General features: G+C 68.8%; 16 protein-coding genes. 7 read left to right on the top strand and 9 right to left on the bottom strand.

Going from position 1 to position 25356, the window contains the following annotated elements:
* Positions 1–69 precede the first annotated feature (69 nt).
* Both ACFQGD_RS20995 and def read left to right on the top strand, forming a co-directional pair.
* Positions 70–4677 carry an ATP-dependent helicase gene (locus tag ACFQGD_RS20995; protein WP_345397411.1) on the top strand — a complete coding sequence of 1536 codons (4608 nt, stop codon included), beginning with the start codon at positions 70–72 and terminating at the stop codon, positions 4675–4677.
* A gap of 322 nt (positions 4678–4999) precedes the next feature.
* Entirely contained in the window at positions 5000–5500 is a 501-nt protein-coding gene (def, locus tag ACFQGD_RS21000) for a peptide deformylase (RefSeq protein ID WP_345397414.1), read from the top strand.
* Between the two features lie 37 nt (positions 5501–5537).
* Here def and ACFQGD_RS21005 read toward each other — a convergent pair whose 3' ends face one another.
* Positions 5538–6314: a maleylpyruvate isomerase N-terminal domain-containing protein gene (locus tag ACFQGD_RS21005; protein ID WP_345397417.1), complete on the bottom strand. Its 777-nt coding sequence runs from the start codon at positions 6312–6314 to the stop codon at positions 5538–5540.
* Complete coding sequence (locus ACFQGD_RS21010; RefSeq protein ID WP_345397420.1) at positions 6314–6739, bottom strand: SAV_6107 family HEPN domain-containing protein; 426 nt, start codon at positions 6737–6739, stop codon at positions 6314–6316. The genes ACFQGD_RS21005 and ACFQGD_RS21010 overlap by 1 nt, the downstream gene beginning before the upstream one ends.
* 251 nt (positions 6740–6990) lie before the next feature.
* Here ACFQGD_RS21010 and ACFQGD_RS21015 point away from each other — a divergent pair, with 251 nt between their 5' ends.
* Positions 6991–7578, top strand: a complete 588-nt coding sequence (locus tag ACFQGD_RS21015) for a GNAT family N-acetyltransferase (protein ID WP_345397423.1) — start codon at positions 6991–6993, stop codon at positions 7576–7578.
* Between the two features lie 18 nt (positions 7579–7596).
* On the opposite strand, the gene ACFQGD_RS21020 is transcribed toward ACFQGD_RS21015, so the two are convergent.
* On the bottom strand, positions 7597–9285 hold the full coding sequence (locus tag ACFQGD_RS21020) for a DUF885 domain-containing protein (RefSeq protein ID WP_345397426.1): 1689 nt from the start codon (positions 9283–9285) through the stop codon (positions 7597–7599).
* Between the two features lie 93 nt (positions 9286–9378).
* Here ACFQGD_RS21020 and ACFQGD_RS21025 point away from each other — a divergent pair, with 93 nt between their 5' ends.
* Both ACFQGD_RS21025 and ACFQGD_RS21030 read left to right on the top strand, forming a co-directional pair.
* On the top strand, positions 9379–10461 hold the full coding sequence (locus ACFQGD_RS21025) for a polyprenyl synthetase family protein (protein WP_345397429.1): 1083 nt from the start codon (positions 9379–9381) through the stop codon (positions 10459–10461).
* Between the two features lie 27 nt (positions 10462–10488).
* Positions 10489–11277 (top strand): LLM class F420-dependent oxidoreductase, encoded by a 789-nt coding sequence (locus tag ACFQGD_RS21030; protein WP_345397432.1) that lies wholly within the window; start codon positions 10489–10491, stop codon positions 11275–11277.
* A gap of 96 nt (positions 11278–11373) precedes the next feature.
* Here the strand turns inward: ACFQGD_RS21030 and ACFQGD_RS21035 are convergent, their stop codons facing one another.
* The gene (locus ACFQGD_RS21035; protein ID WP_345397436.1) at positions 11374–11742 is read right to left on the bottom strand and encodes an Rv2175c family DNA-binding protein; all 369 of its coding nucleotides are present in this window, start codon (positions 11740–11742) and stop codon (positions 11374–11376) included.
* A 102-nt stretch (positions 11743–11844) separates the two neighbouring features.
* On the opposite strand from ACFQGD_RS21035, the gene ACFQGD_RS21040 reads away from it, so the two are divergent.
* Positions 11845–13848 (top strand): PASTA domain-containing protein, encoded by a 2004-nt coding sequence (locus tag ACFQGD_RS21040; RefSeq protein ID WP_345397439.1) that lies wholly within the window; start codon positions 11845–11847, stop codon positions 13846–13848.
* Positions 13849–14025: 177 nt separating this feature from the next.
* Positions 14026–15315 carry a wax ester/triacylglycerol synthase domain-containing protein gene (locus ACFQGD_RS21045; protein WP_345397442.1) on the top strand — a complete coding sequence of 430 codons (1290 nt, stop codon included), beginning with the start codon at positions 14026–14028 and terminating at the stop codon, positions 15313–15315.
* A gap of 60 nt (positions 15316–15375) precedes the next feature.
* Here ACFQGD_RS21045 and ACFQGD_RS21050 read toward each other — a convergent pair whose 3' ends face one another.
* From ACFQGD_RS21050 to ACFQGD_RS21070, 5 genes are all read right to left on the bottom strand, one after another.
* Positions 15376–16776, bottom strand: a complete 1401-nt coding sequence (locus ACFQGD_RS21050) for a class II 3-deoxy-7-phosphoheptulonate synthase (protein ID WP_390183331.1) — start codon at positions 16774–16776, stop codon at positions 15376–15378.
* A gap of 48 nt (positions 16777–16824) precedes the next feature.
* Positions 16825–17856, bottom strand: a complete 1032-nt coding sequence (locus ACFQGD_RS21055) for a trypsin-like serine peptidase (RefSeq protein ID WP_345397445.1) — start codon at positions 17854–17856, stop codon at positions 16825–16827.
* A 205-nt stretch (positions 17857–18061) separates the two neighbouring features.
* On the bottom strand, positions 18062–19582 hold the full coding sequence (locus tag ACFQGD_RS21060; RefSeq protein WP_345397448.1) for a glutamate synthase subunit beta: 1521 nt from the start codon (positions 19580–19582) through the stop codon (positions 18062–18064).
* The gene (gltB, locus tag ACFQGD_RS21065; protein WP_345397451.1) at positions 19575–24134 is read right to left on the bottom strand and encodes a glutamate synthase large subunit; all 4560 of its coding nucleotides are present in this window, start codon (positions 24132–24134) and stop codon (positions 19575–19577) included. The genes ACFQGD_RS21060 and gltB overlap by 8 nt, the downstream gene beginning before the upstream one ends.
* Before the next feature lie 46 nt (positions 24135–24180).
* Complete coding sequence (locus tag ACFQGD_RS21070; RefSeq protein WP_345397454.1) at positions 24181–25098, bottom strand: DMT family protein; 918 nt, start codon at positions 25096–25098, stop codon at positions 24181–24183.
* Positions 25099–25356 lie beyond the last annotated feature (258 nt).

Below are 25356 nucleotides of genomic sequence, written 5' to 3' on the forward strand. Positions count from 1 at the left end.
GCCGTCCCGCGCGAACGCCGCCCCACCGCGACACGCCAGGCTGTCGGTGTCATGCGCGATGATGACGTCATGGCTGGTGACGAGCCCGTGACCGGCGACCCGTCTGACACGGGGCCCGCCGATGCGCTGCGGTTGTTCTCCGCGCCGACCCGCGCGTGGTTCGCCGGAGCTTTCACCGCGCCGACGCCGGTCCAGGATGGCGCGTGGCGGGCCGCGCACTCCGGCGAGCATGCCCTCGTCGTCTCCCCGACCGGATCGGGCAAGACCCTGGCGGCGTTCCTGCACGCCATCGACCGTCTCGCCACCGCACCGGTACCAGCCGACCCACTACAGCGCTGCCGGGTGCTGTACGTATCGCCGTTGAAGGCCCTCGCGGTCGACGTCCAACGGAACCTGCGCGCGCCGCTGGACGGCATCGCCGACGCCGCGCGGGAGGCGAAACTCACGCCGCCGAACATCACGATCGGCATGCGCACCGGCGACACCACGGCACGCGAACGACGCACCCTGGCGCGCACCCCGCCGGACATCCTGGTCACCACGCCGGAGTCGCTGTACCTGCTGTTGACGTCGAACGCGCGCGAGGCGTTGCGCTGCGTGGACACAGTGATCGTCGACGAAGTGCACGCCGTCGCAGGCACCAAACGCGGCGCGCACCTGGCGTTGTCGCTGGAACGCCTCGACGCGCTGCTGCCCGCGCCCGCGCAACGCATCGGGTTGTCGGCGACGGTGCGCCCGATCGAGGAAGTCGCGACGTTCCTGGCGGGTGGACGTCCCGTGCGGGTGGTGCGGCCGGAAACTCTCAAGACGATCGCGGTGACAGTCGAGGTGCCGGTGGCGGACATGACCGCACCGCCCGCGTCACCCGACCCGGCAGGCCCGGATGCCGAACCGCGCAAGCCGTCGATCTGGCCGTCCGTGGAGCAGCGGGTGTACGAGCTGATCACCGAACATCGCTCGACGATCGTGTTCACCAACTCGCGGCGACTCGCGGAGCGGATCACCGCGCGGCTCAATGAGCTGCACGCCGACGAGCAGCGGCCGTTGCGGCGGCATCCGGCGCAGGCGGTGGGTCAGTCTGGCATCACAACCGGGGTCCCGCCCGCGGTGATAGCCAAGGCGCACCACGGCTCGATGGCGCGGGAACAGCGCGGCGTCGCGGAAGCTGAGCTGAAGGCGGGCACGCTGCCGTGCGTCGTGGCGACGTCCTCGCTGGAGCTGGGCATCGACATGGGAGCGGTCGACCTCGTGGTGCAGATCGAGCCGCCGCCGAGCGTCGCGGCGGGCATGCAGCGGGTCGGCAGGGCCAGCCACACCATCGACGCGACGTCCACCGGCGTGCTGTTCCCGAAGATGCGCGGCGAGCTGGCGGCGAGCGCCGTGGTCGCCGAACGGATGGCGGGCGGCGCGATCGAAGCGCTGCACTACCCGCGTAACCCCCTCGACGTGCTGGCACAGCAGATCGTGGCGATGGTCGCGATGGACGACTACGCCGTGGCCGATCTCGCCGCGCTCGTGCGCCGCGCGGCCCCGTTCGCCCAGCTCGGTGACGAGTCGTTCGACGCGGTACTGGACATGCTGGCCGGGCGCTATCCCAGCACGGACTTCGCCGAGCTACGGCCCCGTGCCGTCTGGGACAGGGCGGCGGGCACGGTGACCGCGCGACCTGGTGCGCAACGGCTCGCGGTGACCTCGGGTGGCACCATCCCCGACCGGGGGTTGTATCCGGTGATGACGGCGGCCGCCGACGGTTCGCGTGGCTCCCGCGTCGGTGAGCTGGACGAGGAGATGGTGCACGAGTCGCGGGTGGGCGACACGATCCTGCTCGGCACCTCATCCTGGCGGATCACCGACATCACCCACGATCGTGTAGTCGTCGCGCCCGCGCCAGGCGAAGCCGCGCGGATGCCGTTCTGGAAGGGCGACACCCCGGCGCGACCGTACGAACTCGGCAGCGCCATCGGCGGGTTCCTGCGCGAGCTCTCGGCAGCCGACGACACGGTGGCACGGCAGCGGTTGGCCGAGGCCGGGCTCGACGGCTGGGCCAGCGACAACCTGCTGGACTATCTCACCGAGCAGCGCCTCGCCACCGGGCACGTGCCGGACGACCGCACCATCGTGGTCGAACGGTTCCGCGACGAGCTGGGCGACTGGCGCATCGTGGTGCACTCGCCGTTCGGGGGCGCGGTGAACGCGCCCTGGGCATTGCTGATCGGGGCGGAGCTGCGGGAACGGCGCGGCGTCGACACGCATGTCGCCAGCGCTGACGACGGCATCGTGCTGCGGCTACCGGACTCCGTCGAGTGGGAGGGCACGCCGCATCGCGCTGGCCTGCCCGGCGCGGCGGACCTGGTGTTCGAACCGGAGGCGGTCGAGGAACTGCTGACCGCCGAGCTGGGGTCGAGCGCACTGTTCGCCGCACGGTTCCGCGAGTGCGCGGCCCGCTCGTTGCTGCTACCGAAGCGCGACCCCCGCAGGCGCACCCCGCTGTGGCAGCAACGGCACCGATCCTCGCAGTTGCTCACGGTAGCCGCGTCGTACGAGCGCTTCCCCGTGGTGCACGAGGCGATGCGCGAATGCCTGCGCGACCTGTACGACGTCGACAGCCTCCGCGAGCTACTCACCGCGATCCGGCAACGCACCGTCCGCGTAGTCGAGGTCGAGACGCCGAGGGCCTCGCCGTTCGCGCGCAACCTGCTGTTCGGCTATGTCGGACTCAACATCTACGACGACGACCTACCGCTCGCGGAACGCAGGGCCACCGCGCTGTCGATCGACACCGAGTTACTCGCCGAGTTACTGGGCACCGACTCGCTCCGGGAACTGCTCGACGCCGATGTGATCGCGGACGTGGAGGCCGCACTGCAGCACCTTCCGGAGGACCGGCACGCACGCGGTGTCGAGGATACCGCGGATCTGCTCCGTGTACTGGGGGATCTGACCGTCGCCGAGGCCGAGCGGCGCGGTGTCGCGCCGGAGTGGCTAGCCGAGCTACGCGAGGCAGGCAGGGCGATCGTCGTGTGTATCGCGGAGGAGGATCGCTACCTGGCGGTAGAAGACGCGGGCAGGGTCAGCGCGGCGCTGAAGACGAAGCTGCCACCGGATGTCCCAGACGTCTTCACGGAGCCGGTTACCGATCCACTCGCCGATTTGCTGACCAGGTACGCGCGCGTCAGAGGACCGTTCGGTGCCGACGCGGCGGCGGCCAGGTTCGGTCTGTCGACGTCCGACATCACCGAAACGCTGGATCGGTTGGTCACGCGCGGAACGCTGGTGCGCGGCGAGCTGGACCCCACCGCGACCGGTGGCCTCGACTATTGCGATGCCGACGTGCTGCGCCGCATCCGCCGCGCGTGCCTAGCCCGGCTGCGCAAGGACGTCGAACCGGTGGAGCAGCCGGCACTCGGGCGTTTCCTCCCCGCCTGGCACGGCATCAGCGCGGGACAGCGGCAAAACGGCACGGTGGACGACCTGTACGCCGGTATCGAGTTGCTCGCGGGCGCGCCCATCCCGGCGAGCGCGCTGGAGTCGCTGGTGCTGCCCGCGAGGCTGCCTGGCTACTCCCCCGCCCTGCTGGACGAACTGACCACGACGGGCGAGGTGACCTGGTGCGGCTGCGGATCGGCGGCGTCCGGTGACGGCTGGCTCACTCTCGCCCCCGCCGATGTCGCGGATCTGCTGCTGCCCGAACCAGAACCGCGACCGGACGGCGAGCCGCATGCCGCGATCCTGCGTGCGCTGGATGGCGGCGCGCTTTTCTTCCGGCAACTGGTAGACGCCGTGTCGCGCGACGTACGGCCCGCTCCGACGGACGCCGACGTCGTGACAGCGCTGTGGGAGCTGGTGTGGGCCGGTTGGATCACCGGCGACAGCCTCGCGGGGCTGCGGGCTGTGCTGGCCGGAGGCCGCACACATCGACCGCGCAAGCAACCACCACGCGGGCAAGGACGGGGACGGTACGCCAGACTGCGCGCGGGCCGCCCAGTCATGCCGACGATGACCGGCCCTCCGACCGTCGCGGGCCGGTGGGCGCTTACCCCCGCGCGGGAAACCGATCCGACGCGTCGCGCACACGCCCGCACCGAGGCGTTGCTGGAGCGTCACGGCGTACTGACCAGGGGTGCGCTCGACACGGAACGCATCAGCGGCGGCTTCGCCGGTATCTACCCTGTGCTGCGCGGGATGGCGGACGCGGGCCAGGTGATCCGAGGCTACGTCGTCGACGGCCTTGGCGCGGCGCAGTTCGCCGCGCGCGGCGCGGTCGACCGGCTGCGTTCCCTGTCCGACACCGGTGGCGGCCAGCACGCCGGGGCACTCGTGCTGGCCGCATGTGATCCGGCTCAGCCGTACGGCGCCGCACTAGCCTGGCCCACCCCAGTCGGCGGCACGACGCACCGGCCGGGCCGCAAGGTCGGTGCGGTCGTCGTCCTCGTCGACGGCAGCCCCGTGTTGTACCTGGAACGTGGCGGCTCGTCGCTGTTGACGTTCACCACTGACCGCGCCGTGCTACGCACCGCGGCCAACGCGCTGGCGGCGCAGGTCGCCGCGGGACACATTGACTCGCTGCTGGTGCGCCGTGCCGACGGCGAGCGGGCGTTGTGGTCCGACCTGGCCGAGGTGCTCGCCGAGGCAGGCTTCCGGCACACCCCGCAGGGCCTGCGGCTGCGCGCGTACTAGCGAGGGGTTCGTGTTCGAGCGATGCCGGGTTCGATGCACACGGCGAGACGACGCCACCAGTGAAAATGCGACAAGCTACATGGCGGCCATTCACCGGCTTGGTTACCGTATCCGTTCGCACCGAGATCGGCGAGATCACCTCGACCGCGAGCACACGTCGGACGCCGGCGCCGGCCCTCGCTGCCCGAATACGCTGGTTTTCGCGATCAAGAGATCAGGCGCTCGCACCCCAACCGTCGTGGTTTATGGGCTACCTCTAATGTTCGGCACAGCGACGGGCAGACAATACGGAAGCAGACAGCATTGAAGGCGAGGTGTGGCGGTGGCTGTCCGCGATCTCCGATACTTCGGCGATCCAGTGCTCACGACCGCGTGCGACCCGATCACGACGTTCGACACGAGCACCAAGGCGCTCGTGGACGACTTGCTTGACACGGTCGCCCTGCCAGGCCGAGCAGGACTGGCCGCACCGCAGATCGGAGTGAGCCTGCGGGCATTCAGCTACAACGTCGACGGCAAGCTCGGCTACGTGCTCAACCCGGAACTGGTCGAGCTGTCCGAGGAGACCCGCGAGGTCTCCGAAGGTTGCCTGTCCGTGCCCGAACTGTGGTTCCCGGTCGAGCGTTCGGTCTCGGCCGTGGTGCGTGGCGTCGACGCCAACAACGAACCGGTGACCGTCTCGGGCACAGGCGTACTCGCCCAGTGCCTGCAACACGAGACCGATCACCTCAACGGCATGCTCTACCTCACCCGGCTCACCTCCGATCGCCGGAAGGAGGCGATGCGGGAGTCGCGGAAGTCCGGGTGGTTCTGGCGCCGCTGACGCCAGTTGTCGCCAGGGGCGCCAGAACCGTCCCTACTCACCGCGTCGCCAGCCGCAACAGCGCCCACAGCTGCGCTACCGCGTCGTCGTCTCGCTCGGTGGTGACCATGCTGGTCGCGATGCGACCCCACAACCACAGGTAGACCAGCGCGGGTTCACCCCGAACCACGGCATCAGCCTGGTCGAGCACCGCGGTATCCGCCCGCGACGCCTCGGTGTACGACGGCCCCGCTCGCGCGAACCAGGTCCTGCCACCCGAGCTGACGGCGACCGAGCCGTCCCGCGTGCCGGACACACCCAGCACCTCGAGCCGGTGGTCGAACCACAGCAGCAGCGCCTCGTCGATGCCGTCGACCGCGATGTCCTCGGCCGTCTCGTCGGCGATGCCCTCTAGCGCCATTCCAGCCGCACTCTGCACGTCAGTGCGGTGGATCGTCGTCTCGTGCAGCATGCGACGCAACCAGAATCCAACGGTCTGGTCAGCGGGCCACCACGTCGACGTGTGCGCGTATGGATCGCGATCGGCTAGTTCCTCAACAAGCTCATCGAACCCACCGCGCAGGAACCCGATCAGCGACTCCCCTGCTCTTGGGTCTCGCTGCCACTCGCCGGGCCGCTTGCCATCCCGCAACCAGGAGACGACCAGCCGGTACACACTGCCCACGTGCCGCACGGTCTCCTCGATGGTGAGTCCCGGACACGCGGGCACCCTGGTGTCGCCACGCGCATGCCGGGACGCGTCAGCGAGCAGGTCAACCTCGATCCGCAGCGCATCGAGCATCCTGCCGTGATCGACGAGCACCTGCTCCGACATCAGGCCGTCCGCCGGGCCCGTGGTGCGCTGACGGCACCCTCGGCCAGATCAAGGAACTGCCAGGCTTGCCGGAGCAAGTCGTCAGCGGCCCTCGCGGTCACCTTGCCCCCGATACCCGCCTGCGCGGCCGCGTGCCGCGTGGAATGCGCGGCGAAGAACGCGGCCCATTCCGCCAGTTCGGGTGCCACCGTCGGCAACAGCAGCCACACGCTCGTCGGCCGCGTCCTGCCCCGGTGCGGACGACCAGCCGCCGCGACAACAGCGGCGGCGGCCCGACGCGCCGAGGAGTACGCCACGGTGAACCGCTCCACCGGAGCCGTCTCCGATTCCGCGGCGGCGAGACCTCGCTTAGCCTGCGCGAGGAGACCCCACGCCATCGGCGCGACAGGCACCCCGGATGACGGAGCCATCACAGCAGCACTCATTGTCTTCCCCTTCCGACATTCGGTGCTGCCTTGCGGCGCCAGCGCTTCCCCTCACGGCGCCGCAAGGCATACCCCACACCGCGGATCGAACTCACGTTCGACCTACGTTCGAGAGTAACGACTCGAACGCATGTTCGCAAGACCTGGACGTCACGAACCACGCGCGCCAACCCCGCGATGGCATTTAGACTGCGAGACGTGCCGTGCAGGTCTGAGCGTCAGGCGACGGCTCCACGCCGAGGAGGTCAGACGTGACCGCGATGTCGTCGAGGTACGCCCGGGTCGCCCAGCTGTCCGCTGCGGAGTTCCGCGCGCATCTGCCAGAGGCCCTGACGATTTACATGAACGCGATGAACTACCCGCAGGGCACCGCGGAACAGCGCACGCCGATGTGGCTGGCACACATGCTGCGCGAAGGATGGCGTAATGTCGTCGCGCTTGACTCCGACGACCGGCTGCTCGGACTCGCCTACGGCTACCGGGGGCTACCAGGGCAATGGTGGCACGAGCAAGTGCGCAAGGGCCTTAGCCGTGCTGGCACACGCGACACCAGATGGTTGGACGACTATTTCGAGCTCACCGAGCTGCATGTCCGGCCGGAGAGCCAAGGCGCCGGGCTAGGCGAACGACTGTTGCGCGACCTGCTCGCCGGTGTCGACCGGCCGAAGGTACTGCTGTCCACCCCGGAAGGGCCGAGCAAGGCGTGGCGGCTCTACCGCAAACTCGGGTTCGAGGACGTCCTGCGGGACTACAACTTCGCAGGCGATCCGCGCCCGTTCGCGATTCTGGGCAGACGGCTCCCGCTAGACCCGCCGGAGGACGTCCGGCAGGAGCGCTGAGCCGCCCGCCCTACGCCGTCAGAACAGCTCGCCGAGCTGCTGACGCAGCGTGTCAAGTCCCATGCCGCCGAGCCGCAGTGCCCGGGTGTGGAAGTCCTTGAGGTCGAATTCCGCGCCTTCCCGCGCGCGAGCGTCGTCGCGCGCCGCGTGCCAGAGCCGTTCGCCCAGCTTGTACGAAGGCGCCTGGCCCGGCCAGCCGAGGTAACGGTCGATCTCGTCGCGCACGTGGTCGGGGTCGGTAACGGTGCGGGTCAGCATGAACTCAAGCCCGAGGTCCGGGGTCCAGGTCTCGCCGTCGTGGAAGCCCACCCCGGACGGGATCGGCAGTTCAAGGTGCATGCCGATGTCGACGACCACCCGCGCCGCGCGGAACAGCTGCGCGTCGAGCATGCCGAACCGGTCGCCGTCGTCGGCGAGGTAGCCGAGGTCGTCCATCAGCCGCTCGGCGTACAGCGCCCAGCCCTCGGCGAGCCCGGATGTCAGCGCCATCATCCGCTGGAACCGGTTCAGGGTCGCCGACTGATACACCGACGTCGCGATCTGCAGGTGATGGCCCGGCGCGCCCTCGTGGTAGACGGTGGTGACCTCCCGCCAGGTCGAAAATGTGTCCTTATCGGACGGGACGGACCACCACATCCGGCCGGGACGGCTGAAGTCCTCACTCGGCCCGGTGTAGTACGCGCCGACGCCACCACCCGGTGGTGCGATCAGGCACTCCAGCCGCATCACCTCGTCCGGGATGTCGAAATGCGTGCCGCGCAGCGAGGTAAGCGCGGTGTCGGAAAGCCGCTGCATCCATTCGCGGTAAGCGTCCTGTCCAGTGATCTGATAGCGCTTGTCCGCATCGAGCAGTTCGGCAGCCCGCGCTAGGCTCGCGCCCGGCTCGATCCGCTCCGCGACCGTGCGCATCTCCCGCTCGATGCGGGTGAACTCCTCCCAGCCCCACTCGTAGGCCTCGCGCAGATCGACTTTCGCGCCGAGGAAGTAACGCGACCACAACCGGTAGACGTCTTCACCGACCGCGTCCCTCGACGTCGCCTCCGGAGCGAGTTCGGCGCGCAGGAACCCGGCGAACTCGGCGAACGCCTCCTCAGCGGCGTGGGCGTGATGCGCGAGATCGCGGTGCAAGGCGTCACTCACGCCGGTCACCTCCCGCGCGAGGGCGACACGGGACGTGAAATAGCCGGAGTCGCGGTGCAGACCGGCCCAGGTGTCACACTGTTCGGCCACCTTCGCGACCTGCCGCAGCGCGGGTTCGTGCCCCGCGTCGACCGCCGCGAGCAGCGAGGCTCGAATACCGTCCATCGCCTCCGGAACCGCGGCGAGCCGGGTGGAGATCGTCTCCCAGTCACTCACCGATGCGGTGGGCATCAGGTCGAACACCATACGCAGTTCGTGCACCGGGCTGGCGATCACGTTCAAGTTCGCCCGATCAAGTCCTGCCTCGTGCAGTTCGAGATCGATGCCGACCCGTTCGGTGAATACCGCTTTCGCCGCGCGTTCCGAAGCGTTGGTGGGCTCGGTTCGTTCAACGGCATCGAGTGCCCTGCGCGCGAGCGCGGCGCGCGCGGCGTGGCCTTCCGGCGAGTAGTCGGTGAGTCGCTCGTCGTGGCCCGCGATGCCGAGTTGGGTCGCTACGACGGGGTGGGCCGCGGCGAAGTCGTCGACGTACTGGTCGCAGATCTGGTGGATGCCCTCAGTTGCCATGCCGGGAACGCTACCGCGAGACGTCTACACGCACGCCACCGATTATGCGACCCCAGTGCGGCTGCCCACCATCACGCGACGGACGATGAAGGGGTGACCGATCCCGACACGAACATCGCGACGGCTGTCGAACGCCAGCTTGCCGCGTTCCTGGACCACGCTGCCGAGCCGGTGCGCGATATCGGCCCCTTCAGCGAAGCGCTGGACGCGCTCACCCGCTTCGTGCTGGACGGTGGGAAGCGGCTGCGGCCAACGTTCGCATGGTGGGCGTGGCGCGGTGCGGGCGGCGCGGCGACCGGCGATGACGCGATGGGCGCGCTGCAGGCGGTGTCCGCGCTGGAACTACTGCAGGCATGCGCGTTGATCCACGACGACCTGATGGACGCATCCGACTCCCGCCGCGGCGCCGCCACGGTCCACGTGGCTTTCGCCAAACAGCACGCGGCACGCGGCTGGCACGGTGATGCGGAGCGGTTCGGTCTCGCGGCGTCGGTACTGATCGGCGACGTCGCGCTGGCGTGGGCCGACGACATGTACTCCAGCGCGGCACTGCCCGCTCCGGCACTCGCCGCGGCGCGTCCTATCTGGCGGGCCATGCGCACCGAGGTCCTCGCGGGGCAGTACCTCGACGTCCACACTCAGGCGGTCGGTGACAGCTCACCGGAAGCCGCCCTGCGGGTCAACGAGCTGAAGACCGCGGCATACACGGTGGTGCGGCCGTTGCAGCTCGGTGCGGCGCTCGCTGGCGCGGACGAGGTACTGCTAGCGGCGCTGCGGCGGTTCGGACACGACATCGGTGTGGCATTCCAACTGCGGGACGACCTGCTCGGGGTCTTCGGCGATCCCGCGATCACCGGCAAGCCAGCCGGTGATGATCTCCGCGAGGGCAAGCGGACACTGCTCGTCGCGCTCGGGATGGAACGTGCGCGCGAAGCGGGCAGGCACGCCGACGAGCGCGCGATCGCCACCGCTGTGGGTGACGCGCTGCTCTCGGATATCCAGCTCGACGCGGCGCGGGATGCGCTGCACGCCGTCGGCGCGGTCGACGCCGTCGAGGAGCGCATCGCCCAGCTGACCGAGACGGCGCTGACCACACTGCGTGCGACATCGTTGACCGACAACGCCCGAGAGGAGCTGACGCGGCTCGCGTACGCGGCGACGAAACGCAGCTCTTAATTCCGCGGTCGCCGGTACCGTGGGCCCATGACCACGGCAACGAATCGACCTATCCGCATCGGCTTTCAGCTTCAACCGCAGCACGCCGACTACGACGCCATCCGACGCGCGGCGTCGGAAGCCGAAGATCTCGGTGTCGACATCGTGTTCAACTGGGACCACTTCTACCCGTTGTCTGGCGAGCCGGAGGGCAAGCACTTCGAGTGCTGGACCATACTCGGCGCCTGGGCGGAGAGCACCTCGCGCGTCGAGATCGGCGCGCTGGTTACCTGCAACAGCTACCGCAACCCCGAACTGGTCGCCGACATGGCCCGCACCGTCGACCACATCAGCGGCGGCAGGCTGATCCTGGGCATGGGGGCCGGATGGTTCCAGAAGGACTACGACGAGTACGGCTATGAGTTCGGCACCGCGGGCGGCAGGCTCAACGACCTCGCCGAAGCCATGCCGCGCATCGAGAATCGGTTCAGCAAGCTCAACCCACCGCCGACGCGACACATCCCCGTACTCATCGGCGGCGGCGGTGAGAAGAAGACGCTGCGCATGGTCGCCAAACACGCCGACATCTGGCACAGCTTCGGCGACCCCGAGGTCGTGGCACGTAAGGTCAGCGTCCTAGACCAGCACTGCGCCGACATCGGCCGCGACCCGGCGGAGATCGAACGGTCGATCGGCGTCGGCGGGGACCCCGAGGACGTTGGTCCCGCCATGCTCGGCCTCGGCGTCACGCTGTTCACCGTCGGCGCGAGCGGCCCGGACTACGACCTCTCTCGCCTGCGTTCCTGGATCGCTTGGCGGGACAAGATGAACGGCTGACGACTAGGGCGTGGTTGAAGCCACGCTGAGCGAGCGGGCATTCCGACCGCACCGGTGACCGGTGCGGTCGGAACCGTCGAAACCATCGCGCCTTCGCTAGAACGCCAGTGCCTGCGCGCGCCGTTTCACCTCAGTGCCATGATTGGTGCGCAGGGCGTTGATCGGTGTCACGCCCGGCAGGCTGTCGTCTGAGGTGAACAGCCAGTTCAGCATCTCTGTCGGCTCGAAACCGGAGTCGGAGAGCACCGTCAAGGTGCCAGCGAGCCCCTTCACCGGGCCTCGCTCACCGAAAAACTCCTCGGGGATGCACAGCTCCCCGTCCCGCCGTACGGCGATGAGATGACCGTCCCTGAGCATCTGACGTATTTTGCTCACCGACACGCCTATCCGGTTCGCCGCTTCCGGAAGACTGATCACGGCGATCTCGGCGTTCAAGACGTCATCGGCGACTGGAATCGCACCCACGCATGTCACCTTGCCACACCGCGCACGTGCCAGCCGAGGGTGACCGCACGATTGGCCCATCGCCGCCCACGCCATCACCACGGCCAGCTACCATTTCGTGTCGTGACAGCACGCGAGGCCACCCTGGTCGGGGAATTGCTCGATCACCGGTACGAGGTACGGAGCCTACTCGCGCGCGGTGGGATGTCGGCCGTGTACCGAGGCATCGACACCAGGTTGGACCGCCCGGTGGCGATCAAGGTCATGGACCAGCAGTACGCCGCCGACCGTTCCTGGACCGAACGGTTCGAGCAGGAAGCAAGGGCCGCGGCCAAACTGCACCACCCGAACGTGGTGGCAGTGCACGACCAGGGCGTCGACCAGTCAGGCGACAACGTGCACGCCTTCCTCGTGATGGAGCTCGTCGACGGCGGTACGTTGCGCGACCTCCTCGAGCATCGGGGCAAGCTCGACCCGGCGCTCGCGCTCAGCATCATTGAACAAGTGCTCTCCGCCCTCGCCGCGGCGCACCAGGCCGATCTCGTGCATCGCGACATCAAACCGGAGAACGTGCTCATTGGACGCGTGAGCGGTCCCGGCCAGCAGGGCGGCGGCATCGTCAAGGTCGCCGACTTCGGACTGGTTCGCGCACTCGCCAGCGCGGGAACCACCAGCTCGAGCGTGATCCTCGGCACCGTCGCCTACCTATCGCCGGAACAGGTCGAGACGGGCGTGGCGACCACCCGCAGCGACGTCTATTCGGTTGGACTGTTGCTGTACGAGATGCTCACCGGCAGCCCAGCGTTCACCGGTGACACCGCGCTGTCGGTCGCATACCAGCATGTCAACACGGACGTTCCCGCGCCGAGCGCGAGCAACCCGCGGGTGCCAGCAGCGCTCGACGGCTTGGTACGCATGGCGACCAGCAGACGCGTGCAGGACCGACCGGCCGACGCCACCGCCATGCTCGCCGAGTCGCGCCGGGTCAGGGACACACTCGGCCTCGCACTGGTGCCCGTGCCCGCCCTGCCACCGCCGGACGCCGAGGCCGACGACGACCGCACGGTGCCCGCGATGGCACCGGTCACACCGATATCGAACGACGCGCCCGCGCACGGCGCACCGGCCAACGGCATGCCGCGCAACGGCGAGCCATCAGGGGCGGGCAACAAACCGATCAACCGCACACAGCTGCTGGACCACCCCGACGAGGTCTTCGACGAGCAGCGGACCCGGCGCCGCGTACCCCGGTTCGCGGTGCTCGCCGCCGCCCTGCTCGCCATCGCGGGGCTCGTCGCCGGCGGCATGTGGGTCTACGACATCGCGTCCCGCGTGACCGTGCCTGACGTCGAAGGCATGCCGCTCGAACGGGCGAAACAGGTGCTCGCCGCGGCCGAACTCACCCCGCGCGTCGTCGAAGAGCGACACAACACCATCGGCGAGAACACCGCGATCGGCACCGACCCTGCCGCGGGCGCCGAACTGTCAGCGGGCGACGAGATCACCTTGGTGATGTCGCTCGGCAGGCCCACCGTACCCGACATCGAGCCGGGGACGAGCCGCGCCGACGCCATCGCCGCGATCGAAAAGGTCCAGCTCACCGCCACACACGACCCGAGCATCGACGAGTACCACGAGTCGATCCCCGAGGGCGCTGTCCTCGGGGTCGCACCTAGCCCCGGCACGCCGCTGGCGATCGGTGAGACGGTCACGTACGCCCTGTCCAAAGGCCCACCGCCGACCCCGGTACCGACCGTCGCGGGCAAGAGTCGCGACGAAGCGTTCAGCATCTTGCGCGAGGCCGGCTTCGAGCCGTACGACGCTGGTGAGGAGTTCTCCCCCGATGTCGCGGCGGGCCACGTGGTCCGCACCGATCCGGGGGCGGGCACCACGCCGGACAGCGAGGGCGTGCGCGTCGGCGTCTACGTGTCCAACGCCGTCGAGGTGCCCAACCTGAGCTTCAAAACGGTGGACGACGCACGCCGGATCCTCGCCGACGCTGGGCTCACGGCGGAGATCGTTCGAGGCGGCGATAGCCCCGTCGGTTCCCGGGTCTTCCGGCAGCAGCCCGACGGCGGCGAGCGTGTTGAAGCCGGTTCCGCCGTGCGATTGTGGGCCTTCCCGTAAACGCCGGTGGGCCCGCTCATGAGCACCCGGCAACGTGCACACGGCAATCTGCGCTCGGGACGGGTCAGCGACGCGGTTCGGCGCGGTTTGACCGCGCACGTCCGGACCCAGCTCCGTAGAGTGTGACGGCGGAGCATCGACGCACTCACTACCCACCCGACTTCTGGACGTGGAACAGTGCCACACACCGAACCGCTCAGCGGACTCGACGCGGCCTTTATTGCCCTTGACAGCCCCAACACCCCGATGCACATGGGCGCGGTGGGGGTGTTTCAGCCCACCGGCAACGCGGACCCGGAACAACTCTGGTGGCTGCTCGCGGCACGCGCCGAAGCGATTCCCCGCCTCCGGCTACGGCTACGCGACACCTGGTTTCCGCTCGGCGGTGCGCAGTGGGAACGAGATCCGGTGTTCGATGCCGAACGTCACCTCCGCGTCCGCCACGCTCCCGACGTGCACGACCCGGCCGCGCTGTCGCGCTACGCCTCGGAGTGGATCACCGAACCGCTACCACCGGACGCGCCGCCGTGGCAGCTCGACGTACTCACCGATCTACCGGGCGGCCAGTTCGCATTGCTGCTCAAGCTGCACCACGCGCTGACGGACGGCGCGGGTGCGGTGCGGGTCGCCGCCGGCCTCTTCGACGGGATGCCGCCACACACCGAGCCACCCGCTCCACCGGAACCGGTCGGGCGTTCATGGCGTGACCATCTCGACGACGCCGTGCGTAACGCACGCAATGGCTGGGACATCGCGCGTGCCGCGCGCCCGCTGCACAACGCCCCGCTCGCGGCGTTCCCGTCGACGGCACGGCGGCTCGCCTTCGTCCGGATCGACGCCGCCGACGTGCGGATGATCCGCAAGCGACACGGCGGCACGCCGAACGACGTCGCGCTCGCGGTGCTCTCTGGCGCCTTGCGCACCTGGCTGCGCTGGCGTGGCGAGCGCGTCGACGGCCTGACGCTGCGCGCGCTGATCCCAGTCAGCCTCCGTTCCCGCATCGCGGGCGCGGGCAACCGGCTGTCCGGTTACCTCTGCGACCTGCCGGTCGGTATCGCCAGCCCGCTTGGCCGACTCGCCGAGGTCAGGGCATGCATGGACCGCAACAAGTCGGCGGGCCCGAACGCGGGGCCTGGCACGTTACCGCTGCTGGCGAACCAGCTACCGGTACCACTGCACCGGCTCTTCACCGGGTTCGTCGGGGTGTCGAGCAACGCGTTGTTCGACACCACCGTCACCAACGTGCCACTCCCCAACATCCCGCTGCGAGTTGGCGGCGCCAGGCTCAAGGCGGCGTACCCCGTGGTGCCGCTCGCACCAGGGCAAGCGATCGGCGTCGCGGTCACGCCGTACCGCGACGCCGTCCACATCGGATTCAACGCGAACGCGGACGCCGCACCCGACATCGGGGTACTGGCGGAGGCGGTCGAGAAGGAGACCGCGATCCTGCACGAGCTGTGCAGCTAGCGGTTCCCCGCGCCAGGCGCCGTGTGGCGACGTCGACCCCACGCGGCGCGGTCAACGCCCTTAGTTCCGCAACATCTCCGCGACAAGGAACGCAAGCTCCAGCGACTGCTGCGTGTTGAGCCGGGGATCGCAGGCGGTCTCATAGCGACCGGAGAGATCAAGGTCGGAGATGTCTTGGGCGCCGCCGAGGCACTCGGTGACATCCTCGCCGGTCAGCTCGACATGGATGCCACCAGGATAACTGCCCAGCGCACGGTGCACCTCGAAGAATCCCTGCACCTCGTCGACGACACGGTCGAAATGGCGGGTCTTGTAGCCATTGGACGACTCGTGGGTGTTGCCGTGCATCGGGTCGCATTGCCAGATGACCTTGTGACCCGACGCCTCGACCTTCTCCACGATCGCGGGCAGCACCTCGCGCACCTTGCCGTTGCCCATCCGCGAGATCAGCGTCAGCCTGCCAGGCTGGTTGTGCGGATCGAGCCGCTCGACGTACTCCACCGCCTGCTCCGGAGTGGTAGTCGGGCCGATCTTGACGCCGATCGGGTTGGCCATGATCTCGGCGAAGGCGATGTGAGCGCCATCGAGCTGGCGGGTGCGCTCACCGATCCAGAGGAAGTGCGAGGACAGGTTGTAGAGCTTCGCCTCAGCCGACTCCGGGTCGTCGAGCCGGAGCATGGCGCGCTCGTAGTCCAGCAGCAGCGCCTCGTGGCTGGCGTAGATCTCGGTGGTGTGCAAGGAGGAGTCGTTGACGCCGCACGCTGACATGAAGCGGAGGCCCCGGTCGATCTCACTGGCCAGCGCCTCGTAACGCGCCCCGGCGGGGGAGTTCATCACGAAGTCCTTGTTCCAGTCGTGCAGGTGCGCCAGGTCAGCCATGCCCGCCGCGGTCAGCGCGCGCACCAGGTTCATCGCCGCGCCCGAATTGGCGTAAGCGCGGATCATGCGGGCCGGGTCCGGCACCCGCATCTCAGGCGAGGCGGCGAGCGAGTTGACGATGTCGCCCCGGTACACCGGTAGCCCGAGCGCATCGGTCGAGTTGGAACGAGGCTTCGCGTACTGGCCCGCGATCCGGCCGACCTTGATCACCGGCAGGCTCGCGCCGTAGGTCAGCACCACCGCCATCTGGAGCAAGGTCCGCAGGTTGGCGCGGATGTGTGGCTCGGTGTTGGACTCGAACGTCTCCGCGCAGTCCCCGCCCTGGAGCAGAAACGCCTCGCCGTTCGCGACGCTCGCCAGCCGCTGGGTGAGCCGGTCGACCTCGGCGGGCACCGTGATCGGCGGCACCGACTCCAGCACGCCGCGCACATGCAGCAGGTTCTCGTCGTCCGGCCACTCCGGCTGCTGGGCCGCGGGCAGTGCGAGCGCGTCGTCCAGCCGCTTGCGTAGCTCGGCGGGCAGCGGCGGCAGCGAGGGCAAGGTGTTCATGGGGACGTCGACTGTCCAATTCACGCACCCCATGATACGGGCGCGGTCATCCGCGTGGTGGCCGCGTCCAGCTGACGGATACTAGCGGTTCTGGACGTCCTCGTAGAGCTGCCGTGCCGTGTCACCGAAGTACGGCCCGAACATCACATCCGGCAGGAACACGTAACCGAAGCTGTTCACCGAGTTCTGCATGCCGATACCCCGCAGCGGGTCGAAGCCGACGAACCACGGTCCGCCGCTCGACCCACCCGTCATGTCGCAGTTCAAGCCGAGGTCGTTGGAGAACAGGAAGTCGTCGAACGTCGTCCCAGCACAATAGATCAGTCTGCTGCCGTCGTACGGGTCGGCGGCCGGGTAGCCGAACGCGTACGCCCGCTGGCCACGCGGCTGGTTGAACGCGATGCCCTGGCCACCGACGACGTCGGTGAGCCGTTGCCCACCGACCGAGCGCACCACGGCCGCACCGATGTCGTAGTTGATGTCTTCGCTGGCATCCCACTGAGGTGTGGTGTGCGTACTCGCCGCTGGCCACTCACCGTACGGCGCCTTCCCATCGTGGTAGGCGGGCACGAAGACCCAGTCGGAGTGCCAGCTGCCCTGGTACTTCACGCAGTGACCCGCTGTGATCACGGTGCTCTTGTTCTCGCTGGTGACGGCGTTGCCGCTGCAGGAGGCGTCCCTTCCGTCGATCGTGAAGAACACCCTGCCCGCCGTGGCGACGACGTCGCCGCCGTCCGTCCACGGACTGCCGGTCGACTCGTCGGCATCGGACCCGCCCCCGCCAAGACCGGGCAGCAGGCGCGGCAGCCGGAGTAGGTCAGCGGCGGGGCTCGGTGCGACGGACATCGGCTCGCCGACGCGGACGTCGCCGAGGTCGGGCAACCGCGACAGCTCGATCTTGTCGAGTTCGACGGCGTCGCGCATGCGTTCCGGCGTCCAGTAGTCCGTCGCGTCCGCGGACACCGTCTGGGGCACCAGTCTGCTCGCGATGTCGGCCGCGAGGTTAGGAGCGGGGGCGCTCGCCGAGAGGGCCGCCGCCTGCGGTGTTAGCGCGGCCGAGGCCAGCGCCACCCCGGCGAGCATCGTCGACATTCGTGCGATCAGTCGCTTCATACTCGTCCTCACCATGGCCCTCGCCGCCCGATGGCACTGACCTCATCACAGGATCAACTTGCTCGACGGTAAGCGACGAGCCGCACCGAGCAATACGCGTTAACGCGCCTAACACCTGAACAGAGCAACGCGACGGTGTGACTCGCATCGTGCCAACGCGACTACCCTGGGTGAGATCGCCGGGGCGCCACGCGGCTATCGTGGGTCAGCTCACCGTGGCCAGTGGTAGCGCCGTGGGGTGTACGGGGGCGGGTAACTCGGAGGTGCCGGTGAGGTAGGTGTCCACGGCACTGGCCACCGACCGCCCCTCGGCGATCGCCCACACGATCAGCGACGCGCCCCGATGAGCGTCGCCGCAAACGAACACACCTTCGGCGGACGTCTGCCAGTCGGCGCCACAGGAGATGGTGCCGCGCGGAGTGAGCGTGATGCCGAGGTCGTCCAGCACGCGCATCGGCTCGACTCCGGTGAACCCGATCGCCAGCAGCACCAGGTCGGCGGGGATGCGGCGCACCTCATCGCCGACAGGAAAAACCTCGCGACGTCCACTGGCCGGGTCCTTGTGTACCCGCACGGTCCGAAGGTCGATGTGGCGCACATGCCCGGCGTCGTCGCCGGTGCCAGGCACGAATCGCTCAATGCCGACGGCGAACTCCCGCTGGCCGCCTTCCTCGTGTACCGGGTACGTGCGCAGGATGTATGGCCACGTCGGCCATGGTGAGCGTTCCTCGTCACGCTCGGTCGGCGGGCGCGGGTACTGATCCAGCTGGGTCACCGACAGCGCACCCTGACGGGTAGCGGTGCCGTAGCAGTCGGCGCCGGTGTCGCCGCCTCCCACGATGATCACGTGCTTGCCCTCCGCTGAGATCGGCGTCGGACCGTCGCCCTCGCACTCCTTGTTGGCGGGCACCAAGTGATCCATCGCGAGGTGAATGCCGTCGAGATCGCGGCCGGGCGTGGTCGTGTCGTCCCGGCCGTTGAGCGCGCCGACGGCCAGGACCACCGCGTCGAACCTCTCCCGCAACCGGGGCACGGTAACGTCGACACCGGCCTCGCAGCCGGTGACGAACCGGGTACCTTCGGCACGCATCTGGCCGAGGCGCTGTTCAAGACGCTTCTTCGACATCTTGAACTCGGGAATGCCGTAGCGCATCAGGCCGCCGAGCCGATCGTCCCGCTCGTACACGGTGACGTCGTGCCCAGCGCGGGTGAGCTGCTGCGCGGCGGCGAGTCCGGCAGGCCCCGACCCCACGACGGCGACGCTCTTGCCAGTGATCACCTCGGCGCATTCCGGTCTCGCGTAGTCGCGTTCCCAGGCGTTGTCCGCGATGGCCTGCTCAACGCGTTTGATCGTGACCGGCCCACCGGACGCCTGGTTGATCGACAGCACGCACCCCGCCTCGCACGGTGCGGGACACAGCATTCCGGTGAACTCGGGGAAGTTGTTGGTGGCATGCAACCGCTCGGCGGCCGCCTCCCAGTCGCCCCGGCGCACCAGGTCGTTCCACTCCGGGATCAGGTTGCCAAGCGGGCAGCCGGCCGAGCCGGAATGGCAGAACGGGATACCGCAGTCCATGCACCGCGTGGCCTGCTCGGACACGTCGGCGTCGCGTTCGGCTGGATCGACGTCGGCGTACACCTCACGCCAGTCGCCGACGCGCTCGTCGATGGGGCGCTTCGGCATGTCGCGGCGCGGGTACTTGAGGAAGCCGGTGGGGTCAGCCACTGGCCGCCTCCATGATCGCCTCGTCGATGTCCCTGCCCTGCGCGCGGGCGCGGCGGATGGCCTCCATGACCCGCTGGTAGTCGCGCGGCATCACCTTGGTGAACCCCGCCGACCGGCGCGGCCAATCACCGAGCAGGGACGCCGCCACCGCCGAACCGGTACGGGCGTGGTGCGCCTCGATGACGTTCTTGAGCGTGGCGAGGTCGTCCGCACTGGGTTCCTGCAGGTCCACCATGGTTTGGTTGACCTGCTGCGGGTCGAGGTCGAGTACGTAGCCGACACCGCCCGACATCCCCGCGGCGAGGTTGCGTCCGGTTGGGCCGAGCACGACGGCCATACCGCCAGTCATGTACTCGAACGCGTGGTCGCCGACGCCTTCGGCCACCACGGTGGCCCCTGAGTTGCGCACGCAGCAACGCTCCCCGACTCTGCCTCGCAGGTAGATCTCCCCGCCGGTGGCGCCATAGGCGATCACATTGCCCGCGATGACGTGTTCTTCAGGGCCAGCGCCCTCGAACTCGGCGTCCGGATGCGGTCGCACCACGATCCGACCGCCGGAGAGTCCCTTGCCCACGTAGTCGTTGGCATCGCCGACCAGGTCGATGGTGACGCCGCGCGGCAGGAACGCACCCAGCGACTGCCCGGCCGAACCGGTCAACGTCAACTCGATGGTGCCGTCCGGCAGGCCATCGCCACCGTAGCGCCGGGTGATCTCCGCGCCGAGCAAAGTGCCGACCGTGCGGTTGACGTTGCGCACCGGCAGCTCCAGCCGCATGGGAAACGCGTCCTCAAGCGCCGCCTCCGCCAGTTGGATCACGGTGCGGTCCAGCGCCACGTCAAGGCCATGGTCCTGTTCCCGGGTCTGGTGCAGCGCGCCGCCATACGGCGACTGGCGCGGCAGGTCGAACACCGGCGCGAGGTTGAGCCCGCTGGCTTTCCAATGCTCGACAGCCTCGTCCACCCGCAGGAACTCGGCGTGCCCGACCGCCTCATCGATGCTGCGCAAGCCGAGCGAGGCCAGGGTCTCCCGCACCTCCTGGGCGACGAACCGGAAGTAGTTCACCACGTGCTCGGCCTGACCGGTGTAGCGCTCGCGCAGCTCGGGATTCTGCGTGGCCACACCGACCGGACAGGTGTCGAGGTGACAGACGCGCATCATGACGCAGCCCTCGACGACAAGCGGTGCGGTGGCGAAGCCGTACTCCTCCGCGCCGAGTAGCGCGGCGATCACGACATCGCGACCAGTCTTGAGGCCACCGTCGACCTGCACCCTGATCCGGTCCCGCAGCCCGTTGAGCAGCAACGTCTTGTGCGTCTCCGCGAGCCCGATCTCCCACGGCGTGCCCGCGTGCTTGAGCGAGTTCAGCGGCGCGGCCCCAGTGCCCCCGTCGTGCCCAGAGATCAGCACGACGTCCGCGTGCGCCTTGGCCACGCCCGCGGCGACGGTGCCAACTCCGAACTCGCTCACCAGCTTGACGTGCACGCGGGCGTCGTCGTTGGCGTTCTTGAGGTCATGGATGAGCTGCGCCAGGTCCTCGATGGAGTAGATGTCGTGGTGCGGCGGTGGGGAAATCAGCCCGACGCCGGGCGTGGAGTGCCGGGTGCGCGCGATCCACGGATAGACCTTGTTCGGCGGCAGCTGGCCACCCTCCCCCGGCTTGGCGCCTTGGGCCATCTTGATCTGGATGTCAGTGCCGTTGACCAGATACTCGCTCGTGACGCCGAAACGTCCTGACGCGACCTGCTTGATCGCGCTTCGGCGTTCCGGATCGTAGAGGCGGTCGGCGTCCTCACCGCCTTCGCCGCAGTTGGAACGTCCACCGATGCGGTTCATCGCGATGGCGAGGGTCTCGTGTGACTCGGCCGAGATCGCGCCATAAGACATGCCGCCGGTGTTGAAGCGGCGGCAAATCGACTCGACCGACTCCACCTCGTCCACCGATATCGGTTCTCGCTCACCGCGCAGTTCGAAGAGTCCGCGCAGCGTGCAACCGTCACGTTCCAGCCGGTGCACCTCATCGGTGTAGGCGCGGTAGGCCTTCTCACGGCCGGTGGAACTGGCGTGCTGGAGCAGGAACACCATCTCCGGGGTGAACAGGTGTAGCTCGCCTTCACGCCGGTAGGCATACTCGCCGCCACTTTCCAGGCCACGGTGGGCGCGGTCGGTGGGATTCGCCGGGTAGGCGCGCCGGTGCCGGTAGGCCACCTCCTCAGCGAGGACATCGAGGCCGACGCCGCCAAGCACCGAGGTGGTTCCGGTGAAGTACTCATCGAGGATGTCCTGGCCGAGCCCGACCGCCTCGAACACCTGCGCCGCGGTGTACGCGCCCACCGTGGAGGTGCCCATCTTGGACATGATCTTGAGGGTGCCCTTGACCAGCGCCGTGACATAGTTGCGGATCGCGACCGGCGGATCGACGTCGGTAATCGCACCGGTCGAGATCAAGTCCTCGATGGACTCGAATGCCAGGTATGGGTTCACCGCGGCGGCACCGTAGCCAAGCAGCAGCGCGATGTGGTGCACCTCGCGCGCGTCACCGGACTCGACAACGAGCGCGACACGCAGTCGTTCCTTGGTACGCACCAGATGATGGTGCACCGCGGCGACCAGTAACAAGGACGGAATCGGCGCCCACTGGCGGTCCGAGTCCCTGTCGGAAAGCACCAGGATCCGCGCCCCGTCCGCGATCGCGGCCGACGCCTGATGGCGAACCCGTTCGATCGCGTCCGCCAGCGCCTGACCACCGCCGTCGACGTCGTAGAGCCCACTCAGCACCCGGCAGGCGAAGCCGGGCAGGTCGCCGTCGTCGTTGATGTGGATCAACTTGGCCAGCTCGTCGTTGTCGATCACCGGCAGCGGCAGCTGGATGTGTCTGCACGACGCGGGGCCTGGCGCGAGCAGGTTCTGTTCCGGGCCCATGATGCGCGACATCGACGTGACCAACTCTTCCCGGATCGCGTCCAGCGGCGGGTTGGTGACCTGCGCGAACTGCTGGAAGAAGTAGTCGTACAGCAGCCGGGAACGGTGCGAGAGCACGGCGGGCGGTGTGTCGGTGCCCATCGAGCCGACCGGTTCCGCCCCGGTCGTCGCCATCGGGCCAAGCAGTATCTTCAGCTCCTCGTTGGTGTAGCCGAAGGTCAGCTGGCGGCGCAGCACCGCCTCGTGCGGCTGCACGACGTGCTCGCGGTCGGGCAGGTCGGCGAGCGCGAGCAGCCCGGCGTGCACCCAGTCGCCGTAGGGGTGTTCGCTGGCGAGGTCGTCCTTGATCTCGTCGTCGTCGACGAGCCGCCCGGCAACGGTGTCAACCAGGAACATCCGACCCGGCTTGAGCCTGCCCTTGGCGATGACGCGTTCCGGCGGCACGTCGAGCACACCCGCCTCGCTGGCCAGCACGACGCGGTCGTCGACGGTGCGCCACCAGCGCGCGGGCCGCAGGCCATTGCGGTCCAGCACCGCGCCGACGACGGCGCCGTCGCTGAAAGTGACGCTCGCGGGGCCGTCCCACGGCTCCATGAGGCTCGCGTGGAACTGGTAGAAATCCCTGCGCTTGGGATCCATGGTCGCGTGGTTCTCCCACGCCTCCGGGATCATGATCATGACCGCGTGCGGCAGGCTTCGTCCGCCAAGATGCAACAGTTCCAGCACCTCGTCGAACGACGCCGAGTCGGAGTTCTCCTCGGAGCAGATCGGGTACAGCCGCGCCAGGTCCCCGGGAATCAGCTCGGACTCCAGCAGCGCCTCGCGGGCACGCATCCGGTTACGGTTGCCGCGAATCGTGTTGATCTCGCCGTTGTGGGCGACGTAGCGATACGGGTGGGCCAGCGGCCACGACGGGAAGGTATTGGTGGAGAACCTGCTGTGCACCAGGGCGATCGCGCTGACAAGGCGCTCGTCACGCAGGTCGGGGAAGAACTCCCGCAGCTGCGGCGCGGTGAGCATGCCCTTGTACACGATCGTACGGGCCGACAGGGACGGGAAGTACAGCCCGCAGCCCGCCGCGACGCTCTCATGCTCGGCGCGGCGGCGCAGACCGTAGACCCGCCGGTCCAGCGCGATCCCGGCCGCGCCGTCGCGAGCGGCGACGAAGAGCATGGCCATGCGCGGCATGACCCCACGGGCGGTGGGACCGATCTCCGCGCGATCCGGATCGGTGGGTAGCTCGCGCCAACCGAGAACGTCGAGGGCTTCGTCGGCGGCGAGCCGCTCCACCAGGGCGATGGCGTCCTCCCCTTGCTCGCCGTGTGGCAGGAACGCGATCCCGGCGGCGTAGGTGTTGCCCTGCTCCAGGTCCGGTTCGGGCAGCGCGAAGTCGACGTCGGCGCGCAGCAGTTCGTCTGGGAGTTGCAGCAGGATGCCCGCACCGTCGCCGCTGGTGGGCTCCGCACCGGCCGCGCCTCGGTGTTCGAGGTTGTCCAGCGCGGTCAGGCCGTCACTGACGATGTCGTGGGAGCGCCTGCCCTGGATGTCGGCGACCATGGCGACGCCGCAGCCGTCGTGTTCGGCCGCCGGATCGTAGCCGTTCTGCCGATGTGGGAGCGCCGAGAAGAGCATGCGGCCTCCTCTGTGCGCGGGTGCGCGAGGTCACTGGGGTCTCAGTCTAACGACGTGGAGCGCTGTTGGCCCGACCAAGCGCATTTGATGAGGTCTCTGGTTCAGCAGGCGGTGCGACGAAGGCGGCCGCGTGCGAATGCGCCAGCAGCGCGACACCGAACACGACCACGCCACCACACACCGCGAGCGTCATCGTGACACCCGCGCCGATGCCCGCCGTCTCGCCGAGCACGCTCGCGCCGATGAGAATGGCGGTGATCGGGTTGAGCGCTGTGCCGCAGGCGACGACGAGATCCGCCGGGCCGCTGGCATAGGCGACCTGGATCAGCCACGATCCGGCCAGAAAGGCCGCCGCGAGGGCGAGTCCGGAGAACCACGGGATGCCGGGCTGCTCCATCACCATAACCGCCTGGGTGACACGGCGAATCAGCACCGACACCAGACCATAGAGCGCACCCGCGGCCACAGCGAACGCGAGGCACCGGGCGCGGCCAGTGCGACTCGCGCCAAAACCGACAAGGACCAGCGCGAACGCGGCGACGACCTCACCAGCGAGCAATGTCTGTTCCGTGCTGACCTCGGTGGCCACGGCCGTCCGGGCGGTCAGCGCGACGAACACCGCGAGCCCGCCGGCCGTCGCGGCGATACCGGTGATGGCCAGCGAGCCGAGCTTGCGGCCGCTGGCGCGGGCGCCGAAGAGCGCCACCAATGGCAGCGACAGCACCACGATCGGTTGCACCACGACGAGCGGCGCGAGCGCGATGGCGGTGATCTGCGCGGCGGCGGTGCCGACGTGTGCCAGCACGCCGAGCAGCCAGGTGCGCTCACGTATCAGCAACGGCAGGGTACGCAAGCGGAGCGACCCGTCCACGCTGACCTGACGCACGCCGCTGTGCTGCAGGAACGCACCCAGCGCGGCGAACACCGCCGAAGCGAGCGCGCACCCGATGGCCACCACTGTCATGGCGCCTCCCTCCGCGGAGCCAGCCCCGTGGAACCGGCCAAAAGATCAGGAACGACCCGAGACTAGTGCCCTGTCCCGAATTGTCCGCTCACTTCTCAGCGGGACCTCAGGTGCGGCGCCACGCGGCGGTGTTGATCGCCGTCGATTTCGCCGGCCACACACCCGCCGCTTCCATCGTCGCGCGATCGCGTCATGCCCGCCGGTGGGCGCGCTTTCCGTGCTTGTTGATCAACCTTACTTCCTGAGTGACGAGTTTTT

Source organism: Haloechinothrix salitolerans (assembly GCF_042662605.1).
GTDB lineage: Bacteria > Actinomycetota > Actinomycetes > Mycobacteriales > Pseudonocardiaceae > Haloechinothrix_A > Haloechinothrix_A salitolerans.

What these genes read in the sequence shown, in the direction of transcription:
- ACFQGD_RS20995 (WP_345397411.1), top strand. Translation starts at nt 70, where the DNA reads ATGGCTGGTGACGAGCCCGTGACCGGCGACCCGTCTGACACGGGGCCC.
- ACFQGD_RS21005 (WP_345397417.1), bottom strand. Translation starts at nt 6,314, where the DNA reads ATGTCGGAGCAGGTGCTCGTCGATCACGGCAGGATGCTCGATGCGCTG.
- ACFQGD_RS21010 (WP_345397420.1), bottom strand. Translation starts at nt 6,739, where the DNA reads ATGAGTGCTGCTGTGATGGCTCCGTCATCCGGGGTGCCTGTCGCGCCG.
- ACFQGD_RS21020 (WP_345397426.1), bottom strand. Translation starts at nt 9,285, where the DNA reads ATGGCAACTGAGGGCATCCACCAGATCTGCGACCAGTACGTCGACGAC.
- ACFQGD_RS21030 (WP_345397432.1), top strand. Translation starts at nt 10,489, where the DNA reads ATGACCACGGCAACGAATCGACCTATCCGCATCGGCTTTCAGCTTCAA.
- ACFQGD_RS21050 (WP_390183331.1), bottom strand. Translation starts at nt 16,776, where the DNA reads ATGGGGTGCGTGAATTGGACAGTCGACGTCCCCATGAACACCTTGCCC.
- ACFQGD_RS21055 (WP_345397445.1), bottom strand. Translation starts at nt 17,856, where the DNA reads ATGAAGCGACTGATCGCACGAATGTCGACGATGCTCGCCGGGGTGGCG.
- gltB (WP_345397451.1), bottom strand. Translation starts at nt 24,134, where the DNA reads ATGCTCTTCTCGGCGCTCCCACATCGGCAGAACGGCTACGATCCGGCG.
- ACFQGD_RS21070 (WP_345397454.1), bottom strand. Translation starts at nt 25,098, where the DNA reads ATGACAGTGGTGGCCATCGGGTGCGCGCTCGCTTCGGCGGTGTTCGCC.